The sequence below is a fragment of the Vibrio algivorus genome, assembly GCF_030161215.1.
GTDB classification, from domain to species: Bacteria; Pseudomonadota; Gammaproteobacteria; order Enterobacterales; family Vibrionaceae; genus Vibrio; species Vibrio algivorus.
This window is the reverse complement of record NZ_BSPV01000002.1, coordinates 96993-110262: the sequence shown is the minus strand read 5'-3', so window position 1 is coordinate 110262 and position 13270 is coordinate 96993. Positions and strand designations below refer to the sequence as shown.

15 protein-coding genes are annotated in these 13270 nt (G+C 42.5%); 7 read left to right on the top strand and 8 right to left on the bottom strand.

From position 1 onward, the window contains the following. The first annotated feature begins 236 nt into the window (after positions 1-236). The gene (locus QQJ93_RS01660) at positions 237-776 is read left to right on the top strand and encodes a gamma carbonic anhydrase family protein (RefSeq protein WP_089125148.1); all 540 of its coding nucleotides are present in this window, start codon (positions 237-239) and stop codon (positions 774-776) included. Between the two features lie 11 nt (positions 777-787). On the opposite strand, the gene QQJ93_RS01655 is transcribed toward QQJ93_RS01660, so the two are convergent. The 4 genes from QQJ93_RS01655 to tsaC are packed head-to-tail and all read right to left on the bottom strand — an operon-like array spanning position 788 to position 3414. Beyond that, positions 788-1048 (bottom strand): DUF1488 family protein, encoded by a 261-nt coding sequence (locus QQJ93_RS01655; protein ID WP_089125147.1) that lies wholly within the window; start codon positions 1046-1048, stop codon positions 788-790. Positions 1049-1051: 3 nt separating this feature from the next. Then, complete coding sequence (gene aroE / locus QQJ93_RS01650) at positions 1052-1879, bottom strand: shikimate dehydrogenase (RefSeq protein WP_089125146.1); 828 nt, start codon at positions 1877-1879, stop codon at positions 1052-1054. A gap of 39 nt (positions 1880-1918) precedes the next feature. Next, positions 1919-2833 (bottom strand): oxygen-dependent coproporphyrinogen oxidase, encoded by a 915-nt coding sequence (gene hemF, locus QQJ93_RS01645; protein ID WP_089125145.1) that lies wholly within the window; start codon positions 2831-2833, stop codon positions 1919-1921. Between the two features lie 23 nt (positions 2834-2856). Continuing rightward, on the bottom strand, positions 2857-3414 hold the full coding sequence (tsaC, locus tag QQJ93_RS01640) for an L-threonylcarbamoyladenylate synthase type 1 TsaC (RefSeq protein WP_089125144.1): 558 nt from the start codon (positions 3412-3414) through the stop codon (positions 2857-2859). 202 nt (positions 3415-3616) lie between these two features. Between tsaC and purE the strand changes: the two genes are divergently transcribed. Together purE and QQJ93_RS01630 are read left to right on the top strand one after the other, a co-directional pair. Further along, a complete protein-coding gene (purE, locus tag QQJ93_RS01635) occupies positions 3617-4102 on the top strand; it encodes a 5-(carboxyamino)imidazole ribonucleotide mutase (RefSeq protein WP_089125143.1) in 486 nt (161 codons plus the stop codon). 5 nt (positions 4103-4107) lie between these two features. After that, positions 4108-5244 (top strand): 5-(carboxyamino)imidazole ribonucleotide synthase, encoded by a 1137-nt coding sequence (locus QQJ93_RS01630; RefSeq protein WP_089125142.1) that lies wholly within the window; start codon positions 4108-4110, stop codon positions 5242-5244. 79 nt (positions 5245-5323) lie between these two features. Here QQJ93_RS01630 and QQJ93_RS01625 read toward each other — a convergent pair whose 3' ends face one another. From QQJ93_RS01625 to QQJ93_RS01610, 4 genes are read right to left on the bottom strand one after another with little or no spacing between them, the layout of a single operon-like run. Continuing rightward, on the bottom strand, positions 5324-5914 hold the full coding sequence (locus tag QQJ93_RS01625; protein WP_089125141.1) for a DNA topoisomerase family protein: 591 nt from the start codon (positions 5912-5914) through the stop codon (positions 5324-5326). A gap of 14 nt (positions 5915-5928) precedes the next feature. Then, positions 5929-6399 (bottom strand): DUF494 family protein, encoded by a 471-nt coding sequence (locus QQJ93_RS01620; RefSeq protein WP_089125140.1) that lies wholly within the window; start codon positions 6397-6399, stop codon positions 5929-5931. A gap of 24 nt (positions 6400-6423) precedes the next feature. Then, positions 6424-7575 carry a DNA-processing protein DprA gene (dprA, locus tag QQJ93_RS01615; protein ID WP_089125139.1) on the bottom strand — a complete coding sequence of 384 codons (1152 nt, stop codon included), beginning with the start codon at positions 7573-7575 and terminating at the stop codon, positions 6424-6426. 50 nt (positions 7576-7625) lie between these two features. After that, positions 7626-8777 (bottom strand): LysM peptidoglycan-binding domain-containing protein, encoded by a 1152-nt coding sequence (locus QQJ93_RS01610; protein WP_089125138.1) that lies wholly within the window; start codon positions 8775-8777, stop codon positions 7626-7628. Between the two features lie 131 nt (positions 8778-8908). On the opposite strand from QQJ93_RS01610, the gene def reads away from it, so the two are divergent. The 4 genes from def to trkA all read left to right on the top strand — a co-directional run bounded on the left by def (position 8909) and on the right by trkA (position 13262). Beyond that, positions 8909-9421, top strand: a complete 513-nt coding sequence (gene def / locus QQJ93_RS01605) for a peptide deformylase (RefSeq protein ID WP_089125137.1) — start codon at positions 8909-8911, stop codon at positions 9419-9421. A gap of 29 nt (positions 9422-9450) precedes the next feature. After that, complete coding sequence (fmt, locus tag QQJ93_RS01600; RefSeq protein WP_089125136.1) at positions 9451-10425, top strand: methionyl-tRNA formyltransferase; 975 nt, start codon at positions 9451-9453, stop codon at positions 10423-10425. Positions 10426-10543: 118 nt separating this feature from the next. Beyond that, positions 10544-11824 (top strand): 16S rRNA (cytosine(967)-C(5))-methyltransferase RsmB, encoded by a 1281-nt coding sequence (rsmB, locus tag QQJ93_RS01595; RefSeq protein WP_089125135.1) that lies wholly within the window; start codon positions 10544-10546, stop codon positions 11822-11824. Between the two features lie 61 nt (positions 11825-11885). Further along, positions 11886-13262 (top strand): Trk system potassium transporter TrkA, encoded by a 1377-nt coding sequence (gene trkA / locus QQJ93_RS01590; RefSeq protein ID WP_089125134.1) that lies wholly within the window; start codon positions 11886-11888, stop codon positions 13260-13262. Positions 13263-13270 lie beyond the last annotated feature (8 nt).

Below are 13270 nucleotides of genomic sequence, written 5' to 3'. Positions count from 1 at the left end.
AAAACTTTTTTCGCAAACCTTTTTGATAAGGTTTTGACCTCTAACTCGTTGCTGCCGTTAGGCTGTGTGCTCCGTGTCAGTGAGGGCGCATTATAGAGACCTGGTTCACATTGGCAAGGGCTTTTTTGTGTTTTTTTGATTTTTTTGATCGTTTGATTACTTTTAAATCAAAAAGGGTCATTTTATGTAGTTTGCTTGTGTGATTTCACCATAATTAGACAAAATAAGGAGTAAAAATGAACAATATCCGTAGTTATAAAGGTATATCCCCTCTCATTGGGGAAAATGTATACATAGATGAGTTATCAGTTTTAGTGGGAGAAATAAGAATTGGTAATGATTCTAGTATTTGGCCATTAGTGGCGGCTCGTGGCGATGTTAATCATATTAGCATTGGAGAACGTACTAATATTCAAGATGGTTCGGTTTTGCATGTCACCCATAAAAGCACAGATAATCCTAATGGCTTTCCTCTTATTATTGGCAATGATGTGACAGTTGGCCATAAGGTCATGCTACATGGCTGTACCATTCATGACAGAATATTGATTGGTATGGGAGCAATTGTGCTAGATGGTGCGATTATAGATTCCGACGTCATGATTGGTGCGGGCAGTTTAGTTCCACCAGGTAAACACCTAGAAAGTGGTTACTTATATGTAGGTAGCCCAGTAAAACAAGCTAGACCACTAAAAGATGAAGAAAAAGCATTTTTACTTAAGTCTGCTGATAATTATGTGGTTAATAAAAATGACTACCTTACGGAAGTAAAATAGTCACCACGCCATTAGCCCAATACGATTTCACCCGTTGGGCTAAATTCCTCTTTTTCTATTGCTTGTTCCGCTATATCTTCTAAGTCAAAACGAACACGCTCAAAAACCGCTAATGCATTTTCTTTACTCACATTTGCATTATCTAATTGAGATAATAATCCTAGAGAAACAATGCAATCTATAAGCTGGCCAGCTTGTTGAGCTTGGAAAACAACCGCTTGGCGCTCACAGTCCCACTCATAGCGATCCACAAAAAGAATATTTTGGTTCATTATTTAACTCTCTAAATTACGACGTAATTCTCTCAGTACCTGGCGTACACTCGGACGTAATCCACGCCATAACATAAAGCTTTCAGCCGCTTGCCCCACTAACATCCCCAAACCATCATAGGCATGAGATACGCCGTTCTGCTTTGCCCAGTCCGTAAACTGTGTTTTATCTGCCCCATAACTCATATCATAACTGACGCTATGTGGGGTAAAGATCGCAGTACTGATATCAGGTAACCCACCAGCAAGGCCTGCCGAAGTAGAATTAATAATAATATCAAAGGCAGAATCAATATCTTGCATCGGTTGTGCCGAGATAAAACCATAAGGTTTGAAGGTTTCCGCCAACTCTTCAGCTTTACTTAAAGTGCGATTAGTTATCACTACATGTTGCGGTCGCTGATCAAGTAATGGTTTTAATACCCCGCGAGCTGCACCACCAGCACCAAGTAGCAATATTCTTGCTCCTTTTAGCTGAGCGTTATTTTGTAATAAATCCTGAACTAAGCCGTCACCATCGGTGTTATCACCAATAATCAAACCGTCATCAAGCTTCTTTAATGTATTCACCGCTTGTGCTAATTTCGCCCTTTCAGTTAAACGATCAGCAAATTGATAAGCATCTAACTTAAACGGTGCGGTAACATTACAACCTTTACCTCCTGCGGCAAAAAAACCTCGCGCTGCTTGCTCAAAACTATCAATAGGTGCTTCAACGATGCCGTATTCCATTGTTTGATTGGTTTGACGAGCAAACAGGGAATGAATAAAAGGTGATTTACTATGTTTTATCGGATTACCAAATACTGCATATTGATCGAGTGTTTGCATGAATCGTCCCTTTCTTTTCCCCTAAAGAGTAAATAATTACTACCACTCTCGTGGCTGTAAATAATTTTGATATAAATTGGCTTCTGCTGAATCACTTTCCGGGGTGTAATCATATTCCCAACGCGCCAACGGTGGCATAGACATTAAAATAGATTCGGTTCTCCCACCACTTTGCAAGCCAAATAAAGTACCTCGATCATAAACTAAATTGAATTCAACATAGCGACCACGACGATATAACTGGAACTGACGTTCACGTTCACCATATTGATGATTTTGTCTTTTATTCACAATAGGTAAATAAGCTTGGGTAAACCCTTCCCCAACGGACTGCATGTAGTCAAAACAAATTGAAAAATCCCATTGATTTAAATCATCAAAAAATAATCCGCCAACACCACGTGTTTCATTACGATGAGGTAAAAAGAAGTATTTATCACACCAAGCCTTATGCTCACGATATACGTCATCGCCAAATGGCGCACAGATAGCTTTGGCGGTATCGTGCCAATGTTGGCAATCTTCCTCAAAAGGATAAAATGGCGTTAAATCAAACCCACCACCAAACCACCAAATAGGTGCTTCGCCTTCTTTTTCGGCAATGAAAAAGCGCACATTGGCATGAGATGTCGGAATATAAGGATTTTTAGGGTGTAGAACCAATGACACGCCCATCGCTTCAAACTGACGGCCAGCAAGCTCTGGTCGATGGGCAGTTGCCGAAGCAGGCATCTTACCGCCAAATACATGAGAAAAATTGACACCACCTTGCTCAAACACCTTACCATCTCGGATCACTCGGCTGCGGCCGCCACCGCCTTGCTCTCTTTGCCAAGCATCTTCAATAAACTGGTTGCCATCGACCGCTTCCAATTGAGCGCAAATCGAGTCTTGCAAGCTCATCAGAAAGGCTTTTACAGCATGCTTATCGACTTGTTGAGTTCTATTCGTCATCAAGTTATTTCCCTTGTTTAATACTAGCCTTGTCTTAATACGTTTGATGTTTTGGCATCACGAATTTCTGTTGGCTGAGTTCTTCCACCCACTTTTCCTTGTAGGATCGCTACTAGCTTGTCACCGAGTTGATGATCAACCTCTTCCGTTGTACGGCAAGGCTCTAACCCTGTTAAATTTGCACTGGTTGACGTAATTGGCTTACCAAACGCTAAACAAAGTTGTTGTACTAAAGGGTGGTCAGTCACACGAACCGCAATTGAATTAAACTGCCCGGTAAGATGAGTTGAAACTCCCTTTTTAACCGGCATCACCCAAGTCACAGGGCCAGGCCAAGTAGACTGCACCACTTGCAACTGTTCATGAGTTAATAGAGAGTCATCAATGTAAGGTAATAACTGCTGATAATTAGCCGCAATCAAAATCAAGCCTTTATCTATTGGGCGCTGCTTTAACGCTAACAACTTATCAATTGCAGATACATTATCAGGATCACACCCTACCCCAAACACGCCTTCAGTTGGATAAGCGATGACTTCTCCTTGCTGCAAAGCCTCAACAACAGATTCAAAATTATTCACTATGATTTTCTTCCCTGTACAAACGGTAATAGCGCCAGTGTATAAAACCTTATTGCTGATGACTAAAATTTTTTCATCTCAATGTCATTTATTCAGATCAGAATATGAAAACAACCTGACGCAAACGTTTTCCTTGTCATCAATTCTCAGTATAATAGTGACAATTATTGTATTTATAGTTTGAATCGTTAAGGAGTATTCGATGACTGTTGGAATCATTATGGGTTCAAAATCTGATTGGCCAACCATGAAACTTGCCGCAGAAATGCTGGACCGTTTTAATGTACCGTACGAAACCAAAGTAGTATCTGCTCACCGTACTCCTCACCTATTAGCTGAATATGCAGAAAGTGCAAAAGAACGCGGCATTAAAGTGATTATTGCTGGCGCAGGTGGAGCAGCTCACCTTCCAGGAATGACCGCCGCTTACACTAGCCTTCCTGTGCTTGGGGTACCCGTTCAATCTCGTGCACTATCTGGAGTTGATTCTCTGTATTCAATTGTCCAAATGCCTAAAGGAATCGCAGTTGGTACTCTAGCGATTGGTGAAGCTGGTGCCGCCAATGCAGGCATTCTAGCGGCACAAATTATTGGTACTCACGATGAAAATGTGATGGCTCAAGTTGAAGCATTCCGCAAAGAACAAACGGATACTGTACTAGCAAACCCTAATCCAGCCGAGGATTAATACTAATGGCAAACAAACAAGTTTTAGTACTAGGTGCAGGCCAATTGGCACGAATGATGTCTTTAGCAGGTGCACCATTAAACATCGACATTTCAGCATTTGATGTCGGCAGTGAGCAAATTGTTCACCCACTAACAAAAAATGTTATTGGCCACGGTTTAAATAATGCAATTGCTTCTGCTGATGTTATTACCGCTGAGTTTGAACACATCCCACATTCGGTACTCGATATTTGTGAAAAAAGTGGCAAGTTTCTACCAACTACTCAAGCTATTAAAGCTGGTGGCGATCGCCGCATCGAAAAACAATTACTTAATGATTCCAAAGCAGCTAATGCTAAATATGCGATTATAGAGAAACGCGCTGATCTTGATGCAGCCATTGAATTTGTCGGTATTCCTATGGTGCTGAAAACGGCATTAGGTGGTTACGATGGTAAGGGGCAATGGCGCTTAACCGATGCAAAACAAGTCGATCAAATCTGGAAAAAAGTCTCTGCTGCTATCGAAGCAACTCCTCATCAAGCGGTGGTCGCTGAAGAGTTTGTACCTTTTGAAAGAGAAGTTTCACTTGTTGGTGCTCGCCGTGTGAACGGTGAAGTCGCGATCTACCCTCTTGCGGAGAATGTTCACGTTAATGGTGTATTGAGTCTATCGGTCGCCATTGATGAGCCAGAATTACAATCTCAAGCCGCTACCATGTTTACTGCTATTGCCGAGCAACTCGACTATGTTGGTGTATTGGCGATTGAGTTTTTCGATGTCAAAGGCAAATTGCTAGTCAACGAAATCGCACCACGCGTGCATAACTCAGGTCACTGGACTCAACAAGGGGCTGAAGTTTGTCAATTTGAGAACCATTTACGTGCAGTGTGCAATTTACCATTAGGTAGCACTCAAGCGATTCGTCATACCGCAATGGTCAATATTTTAGGCCAAAATCGTGTGCCTGAATCCGTACTTTCGATGCCGCAATGTCATATTCATTGGTATGGAAAAGAACAACGTCCAGGCCGTAAGATGGGACACATTAATGTTTGTGGCCACTCCCACCAAGAAATGAAAGAAATACTAACTCAATTGGCCTCAGTATTAGAACCAGCAGCGTTTCCGGAACTAAAAGACCGAGTATCTAAATTGTAAATTAGTACAATAAAAAAGACTCGCATCAGATCACTTAACTGTTGCGAGTCTTTTATATCAAAGCATATAAAAAGCCAAACTAACTTTGGGTATGTTGACACTTACGATCGGCACACTGAATTTTAGTGCCACTGGCTAAACGCTTTTCAATTAACAAGGGAAAGCCACATTGTTGGCACTCACCTTCAAGCGGTTGTGAGTTGATCGAGAATTTACACTTTGGATAAGCATCACAAGCATAAAAGCTCTTCCCAAAGCGAGATTGACGTTCAACTAATTTACCCGTTTTACATTCAGGGCAAGTTAAGTTCAATTCTGTCGCTTGTTCAGGTTGCGGAGCGGAAGATTCAATATGATGACACTCAGGAAAGCGACTACAACCAATAAACATGCCATAGCGCCCTTGCCTTAACACCAACTCTCCTGGTAGATCATTACCACCACACTCAGGACAAGGTACACCCAGTTCTTTTATGATATGGCCATCGTTTTGATGAAGTGGTCGAATAAAATCACACTCAGGATAACGCACACAACCCAAGAATGGCCCGCGCTTACCATGTCGTAATTGCAATTCGCCTTGGTATTCTTCACCACACTTAGGGCAAGACTCATGCTCTAACGCATGTCCATGGGCGGAAAATAATTGTTGGTCGATTTTGTTATTCATTAGAAGCACGCAAATTAATGCACTAAACCTTGTTCAGTCGAGTAGAGTAACTCTTCCATTTGAGTATAAGCATTTTCATTGCCTGGAACATTAAACAGTACCATCAAGATCACCCACTTAAGATCATCCAAGCTAAACTCTTGGGTTTCTAATCCCATCACACGGTCAATCACCATTTCGCGTGTTTCTGTAGTCAATACTTGGACTTGCTCAAGAAATAGTAAAAAGCCACGACAGGACACATCTAAGCGCAGCATTTCTTCTTGGGTAAAGATACGTGTCGAACTCGCTGAGCTGGTTGCCATATCGAGGCGCTCGCCTTGTTGCAAGGCTGCTAACCCTTCGAGCCAATTTAATGCTTTATAAATTTCTTGTTGGTGAAAGCCTGCCCGCAGTAACTCATCTTCAAGTTCGTCTTGATCAATCATGAGGTCTGCATCGCTATGAATATAGGTTTCAAACAGGTACATAAGAATGTCCATCATAGCTTTACCCTCCGCGGCAACACTTTATCTTGGTTTATTCCCACTATTAAGAATATAACCTCCAGGAACAGAAATAACATGTCCAGCTAACTCAAGCTCTAATATTTGCATCATTACTTCGTGTACCGGGATATGGGTACGCTGAGACAAAATATCAACTGGTGTTGGATCATTTCCTACGTTAGCTAACAGTAGGGGAAATGGCAATGGTTGAGAGTGATTAACTGTTATTTCCGGCGTCGCCTGTTGTGTTAAGTTTAGCTGAGTTTGTACCGGTTGATATACATAAGAAGACCGAGATAACGCCGGATTTAATTCATCCAGAATATCTTGTGGGCTCAACGCTAAAATTGCCCCTTGCTTTAATAACTGATTAGTTCCGGCAAACCCCGGCTGATAAATTGACCCCGGTAATGCAAATACATCTCGATTTTGCTCTAGCGCATAACGTGCTGTAATTAAAGACCCACTGCGCTCTGCCGCCTCTACAACCAACACGCCTTGCGATAAACCACTAATGATTCGATTTCGACGAGGGAAATTTTCCGCACGAGGTTTAGCATTTGGCCTTAATTCCGAAACCAAAGCACCACCTTGCTGTAAAATTCGTTCGGCTAAGCCTTTATGTCGCGAAGGGTAAACCTGATCGACACCAGAACCTAACACCGCAACTGTTGTCCCTTGTGCCAATAAAGCGCCATCATGAGCATGACCATCTACCCCTAATGCCAAACCACTAGTAATAGTGAGCCCATTTTGAGCTAACTGATAAGCAAACTCTTTAGATGCTTTCAAGCCATCTAAACTAGCATGACGGCTGCCAATCATAGCAAATTGCACAGAATTAACCGCAGCTAACTCACCTTTGATAAACAATACCGGAGGGTGCGAGGACATTTGGCTTAATAGTTGGGGATAATTTTCATCTAATGGCGTTAGAATGTGATGATATGAAGATTGTGCGAACCAGTGTAAACATCGCTCTACCTCTGGCTCGGCTTGGTGCTGAATATAGCCAATCTGGTTAGCTTTCAACCCTAACTTTTGCCACTGCTGTGTCGAGTAGTGAACCAAATTTTGTGGGGAGTCGACACTCATCAAGCGAGCAAGCGCTACTCCACCAAGCTTTGGCGTAAAACTCAAAGTTAACCAAGCCGCCAATTGAGTATCATTCATTCGCAAGCCATTCCATAATCAAACCGCTCTATGATAAAGGTCTAGCATCATTAAGAAGCGTTATCAGTCTGCAATACTGATGCATGATTAGCTTGTGCATCAACACCCTCAACAATCGGTCTATCGGTTAGAGGGGACACCGCTAAAGAATTGACACCAACGGGCTCTAAACTCTGAGTGATAAAAGCTAAGCTAAATTTAGCATACGGACGAATCACTACCATTTGACCAATTGAAACCGGTGGTAAATCTGCAGAGCTAAAGCCGTTCACACCCACTTCTTTTTCATAGCGGTAATCACCTTTACGACCATAAACGACCGCACCTTGTTTGGCCAAATTAAAGCTACTGCCTTGTGTTAAACCATCATCAGAACCACGGTCTATCACGACGACTTGATTAACCGCCATAAAGTAATGATCCTCCATTGACCCTTTAATATTCGCCACTAGACCGACTGGAGCAGGACTAGGCTGAAACACCGTAGACAAAGTTAAATCATCACCAATCACCGGCAACACAATATCATTTTGCAAAATCTCTTGTTGTTGACTGACTACCTGCAACGCACTGGCTTTATCATTCGACTCTTTTAATTGTGCTTTGGCGACTAAACGTAATGAATAAGCGGTAGCGTCCACATCATCGCCACTACGCTGATATTGCTTAATTAAACGATAAACTGCCCAATCAGGGTGAGTCACTTTACCGTCGATATAAATACGCTCATTGTGACTTAAGAACTTACGCCCTTCACTGGTACCTAGCACTCTCAGTGCCTCTTCTAATTGCTGGTCAGTCAATAACTGATCCGACTTTAGATATGGAGAGATTAAACCATCTGATAAGGTAGAAATAGCTTGTTTACTACTTTTGCGTACCTGTGGGCTGATCTTTTTCATTGGCTTTAAGCTCAACAAAGGTTGGCCATTTTGCCAAGTCAAAGTCAGCTTATCACCGGGATAGATTAAATGTGGGTTGTCAATCTCAGGGTTAACTTGCCATAAACGTGGCCATAACCACGGACTATCGAGAAATAATGCTGAAATATCCCACAGTGTATCGCCCTTTTTCACCACATAGGTGTTTGGTGCGCCCTCTTTCAGAACTAACGGTGGCGTAGATTGAGTGGCAGCAACGACTGAAAAACTCACCACAAAAAAGATAAATAACTTCACTATAAATTGTGTAACTTTAGGCATGACCTGGATTCCTTGGTCGACATATTTGTCGCTTAATGTAATTGGATGCTGTCATTTGCCTTGTAAAATGTCTAGAATTGGAGCAATTAGGTTTAAGCTGTTTTCGGCACAGTTCAATATTTAGAGTGTATATGTCTGTATTAAATGTATTAACTTTCCCAGATGATCGTCTACGTACGGTCGCAAAACCCGTTACTGAGTTCACCCCTGAGCTTCATACTCTCATCGATGACATGTTTGAAACCATGTATGATGAGGAAGGTATTGGCTTGGCTGCAACTCAAGTAGATATCCATAAACAAATTATCGTTATCGATGTTTCTGAAAACAGAGATGAACAACTTGTTTTGATTAATCCGGAAATCATTGAAAAACAAGGTGAAGATGGTATTGAAGAGGGTTGCTTATCTGTCCCTGGAGCGCGAGCTTTAGTACCTAGAGCTTCTTCAATCAAAGTCAAAGCATTAGACAAAAATGGCCAAGAATTCACATTAGAAGCGGATGAGCTATTAGCCATCTGTATTCAACATGAATGTGATCACTTACTTGGTAAATTATTCGTTGATTATCTTTCCCCATTAAAGCGTAAGCGTATTAAAGACAAGCTTGAAAAAATAAAACGCTTTAATGAAAAGAATCAATAATCACGCAATCATCAATTAATGAGGTTACCTTGAGCCAGTCTTTACGTATTGTCTTTGCAGGTACGCCAGATTTCGCCGCCCGTCACTTGGCGGCGTTACTTTCTGCACAACAAGATTCTGAATATCAAATTATTGCCGCTTATACTCAACCTGATCGTCCAGCAGGTCGTGGTAAAAAGCTAACGGCTAGCCCAGTCAAACAGCTCGCTCTTGAGCACGACATTCCGGTTTTCCAGCCAGAGAATTTCAAATCCGACCAAGCGAAACAACAGTTAGAAGCATTGAATGCAGATTTGATGATCGTAGTGGCTTACGGCTTGTTATTACCTCAAGCAGTGTTGGATATGCCTCGTTTAGGTTGTATTAACGTTCACGGCTCTATCTTACCGCGCTGGCGTGGCGCTGCGCCGATCCAACGTGCAATTTGGGCTGGCGATGCTGAAACCGGCGTAACCATAATGCAAATGGACATTGGTTTAGATACCGGTGATATGCTGAAAATCTCCACCTTACCGATTGCCAGTACCGACACTAGCGCCTCGATGTATGAAAAGTTGGCTGAACTAGGCCCACAAGCCTTATTAGACTGTGTACAAGACATTAGCCAAGGCAATATTTTTCCACAGAAACAGAACGATGATTACGCCAACTACGCGAAAAAGCTCAGTAAAGAAGAAGCAAAAATCGATTGGAATAATGATGCAGAACATATTGAACGTTGCGTTCGTGCGTTTAATCCATGGCCAATGAGCTTCTTTAGTATTACTGATAATAACGACCAGCAACATAACATCAAAGTATGGCAATCACGAGTCGAGCCACAACAAGCTGACCATCCGGCAGGTCAAATTATTCGCGCGGATAAAACCGGCATCTATGTGGCGACCGGTAAAAATCTATTAGTTCTTGAACAACTACAAATCCCAGGGAAAAAAGCATTGTCAGTACAAGACACTTTAAATGCTCGCAGCCAGTGGTTTGAAGTCGGCAACATTTTAGGTTAATCGCTCACTAACGACGATAGCCAACCAAGCAAGGCGCAGCAATGTGCCTTGTTTATTTTATCCATGTAATTGATTTATCTAACTTGCTATTTGCGAGTTACCGACAAGAGAAAACATCATGAACGTTCGTGCCGCTGCTGCAAAAGTATTATTTGAAGTTGTAGACCAAGGTTATTCGCTCTCTTCTGCGCTTCCTACTGCACAGCAAAGTATTCGCCCAAGGGATCACGCACTATTACAAGAGATGTGCTATGGCGCATTGCGTTATCTTCCACGCTTAGAATCCATCGTTAACGAACTCATGGATAAACCGCTGAAAGGCAAACAGCGCGTTTTTCACCATTTAATTCTGATTGGCATTTATCAGTTAAGCTTTATGCGCATACCACCACATGCAGCTGTAGGCGAAACAGTAGAAGGCGCTCAAGCATTAAAAGGCCCTCGTTTACGTGGCTTAATTAATGCCGTGTTACGCAACTACCAACGCAATCAAGAACAACTGGATGCTCATGCTATTAGCCACAATGCCGGTAAATATGCTCACCCAAGCTGGTTATTAAAACTATTACAACAAGCCTACCCTGAACAATGGCAAAAAATTGTTGAAGCCAATAACAGTAAAGCACCAATGTGGTTACGAGTGAATCGCCAGCATCACACCCGAGATCAATATCTAGAACTATTAAAACAAAATGACATTGAAGCGGAAATTCATCCACAAGCACAAGATGCACTACGTTTGCTTTCACCTTGTGATGTGATGACACTGCCAGGTTTCGATCTAGGTTGGGTGTCAGTGCAAGATGCTGCCGCTCAATTATCGGTTGACTACTTAACACCACAAGATGGTGAATTAATTTTAGATTGTTGCGCCGCACCGGGTGGAAAAACTGCTCATATTTTAGAACACACTAACAACACTGAAGTCGTTGCGATTGATTGTGATGACAACCGCTTAAAACGCGTACATGAAAACCTAGAGCGTTTACAGCTTCAAGCGGAAGTGATTTGTGGTGATGCCCGTTATCCTGAAGAATGGTGGAACGGTGAGAAGTTTGATCGCATTTTGTTGGATGCACCATGTTCGGCGACCGGAGTGATTCGTCGTCACCCTGATATTAAATGGTTGCGTCGCGGCAGTGATATTGAAGCATTAGCCGAACTACAAAGCGAAATTCTCGATGCCATGTGGCGTCAACTTAAGCCAAACGGTACTTTAGTGTATGCAACATGCTCAATCACACCACAAGAAAACATCGATCAAGTACGTGCCTTCTTAAAACGCACGACGAATGTGGAATTAATTGGCTCACAAGCGGATAATCCTGGACGACAAATTCTTCCTGGTGAAGAAAACATGGATGGTTTTTATTACGCGGTATTACGAAAAACGGCGTAATGCTAACTGGTGAATTGCATATCACCGTTGATGAAAGTTAAATCAAGGTTCACGAAATATTATGAAAATCATTATTCTTGGTGCGGGACAAGTTGGCGGTACACTAGCGGAAAACCTAGTGGGTGAAAATAACGATATCACCGTTATCGACCACAACACTGATCGACTCAGAGAACTACAAGATAAGTATGATTTACGAGTGGTCAATGGTTATGCCAGCCACCCAGATACGCTTCGTGAAGCTGGCGCACAAGATGCCGATATGTTGGTGGCAGTGACTAACTCAGATGAAACCAATATGGCCGCTTGCCAAGTGGCCTTCACCTTGTTTAACACACCAAGCAGAATTGCCCGCATTCGTTCACCTGAATATTTAGCCGAAAAAGATGCACTGTTTCAATCTGGAGCCATTCCTGTCGATCACCTAATTGCTCCAGAAGAATTGGTGACGAGCTATATTGAACGCTTGATTCACTACCCTGGTGCACTACAAGTTGTGAGCTTTGCTGAGAAAAAAGTCAGCCTAGTTGCGGTAAAAGCTTATTACGGCGGCCCTCTAGTAGGTAATGCTTTATCAACGTTACGCGAACACATGCCACACATTGATACTCGTGTTGCGGCGATTTTCCGCCAAGGTCGACCGATTCGCCCACAAGGTACCACCATTATTGAAGCCGATGATGAAGTATTCTTCGTGGCAGCCAGCAATCATATTCGCGCCGTAATGAGTGAATTACAACGTCTTGAAAAAACCTACCGCCGCATCATGATTGTGGGAGGGGGTAACATTGGCTCAAGTCTCGCTAAATGCCTTGAGAAAGACTATAGCGTTAAGCTGATTGAACGTAGTTATCAACGTGCTGAGCGTCTCTCTGAAGAGTTAGAAAACACCATTGTATTTTGTGGAGATGCTGCAGACCAAGAATTACTCAATGAAGAGAACATCGACCAAGTTGACGTGTTCATCGCGCTAACTAACGAAGATGAAACCAACATCATGTCAGCGATGTTAGCCAAGCGTCTTGGTGCGAAGAAAGTGATGGTATTAATCCAACGTAGTGCTTATGTCGATCTCGTACAAGGCGGTGCGATTGATGTGGCGATTTCTCCACAACAAGCGACCATTTCTGCGCTACTAACTCACGTACGTCGTGCCGATATTGTTAACGTATCCTCACTCCGCCGTGGTGCAGCAGAAGCGATTGAAGCGATCGCCCACGGTGATGAAACCACCTCAAAAGTGGTTGGTAAAGCAATTGGTGACATCAAACTCCCACCAGGTACAACCATTGGCGCGATCGTGCGTGGTGAAGAGGTACTGATTGCTCACGATAGAACAGTTATCGAACAAGACGATCACGTTGTAATGTTCCTAGTAGACAAAAAATATGTGCCAGATGTAGAACGTTTATTCCAACCTAGCCCATTCTTCTTATAAAGAGTTAG

Excerpts from the sequence above, each read along its gene's own strand:
- QQJ93_RS01660 (WP_089125148.1), top strand. The coding sequence starts at position 237 with ATGAACAATATCCGTAGTTATAAAGGTATATCCCCTCTCATTGGGGAA.
- QQJ93_RS01655 (WP_089125147.1), bottom strand. The coding sequence starts at position 1,048 with ATGAACCAAAATATTCTTTTTGTGGATCGCTATGAGTGGGACTGTGAG.
- aroE (WP_089125146.1), bottom strand. The coding sequence starts at position 1,879 with ATGCAAACACTCGATCAATATGCAGTATTTGGTAATCCGATAAAACAT.
- hemF (WP_089125145.1), bottom strand. The coding sequence starts at position 2,833 with ATGACGAATAGAACTCAACAAGTCGATAAGCATGCTGTAAAAGCCTTT.
- purE (WP_089125143.1), top strand. The coding sequence starts at position 3,617 with ATGACTGTTGGAATCATTATGGGTTCAAAATCTGATTGGCCAACCATG.
- QQJ93_RS01630 (WP_089125142.1), top strand. The coding sequence starts at position 4,108 with ATGGCAAACAAACAAGTTTTAGTACTAGGTGCAGGCCAATTGGCACGA.
- QQJ93_RS01625 (WP_089125141.1), bottom strand. The coding sequence starts at position 5,914 with ATGAATAACAAAATCGACCAACAATTATTTTCCGCCCATGGACATGCG.
- QQJ93_RS01620 (WP_089125140.1), bottom strand. The coding sequence starts at position 6,399 with ATGATGGACATTCTTATGTACCTGTTTGAAACCTATATTCATAGCGAT.
- dprA (WP_089125139.1), bottom strand. The coding sequence starts at position 7,575 with ATGAATGATACTCAATTGGCGGCTTGGTTAACTTTGAGTTTTACGCCA.
- QQJ93_RS01610 (WP_089125138.1), bottom strand. The coding sequence starts at position 8,777 with ATGCCTAAAGTTACACAATTTATAGTGAAGTTATTTATCTTTTTTGTG.
- def (WP_089125137.1), top strand. The coding sequence starts at position 8,909 with ATGTCTGTATTAAATGTATTAACTTTCCCAGATGATCGTCTACGTACG.
- rsmB (WP_089125135.1), top strand. The coding sequence starts at position 10,544 with ATGAACGTTCGTGCCGCTGCTGCAAAAGTATTATTTGAAGTTGTAGAC.
- trkA (WP_089125134.1), top strand. The coding sequence starts at position 11,886 with ATGAAAATCATTATTCTTGGTGCGGGACAAGTTGGCGGTACACTAGCG.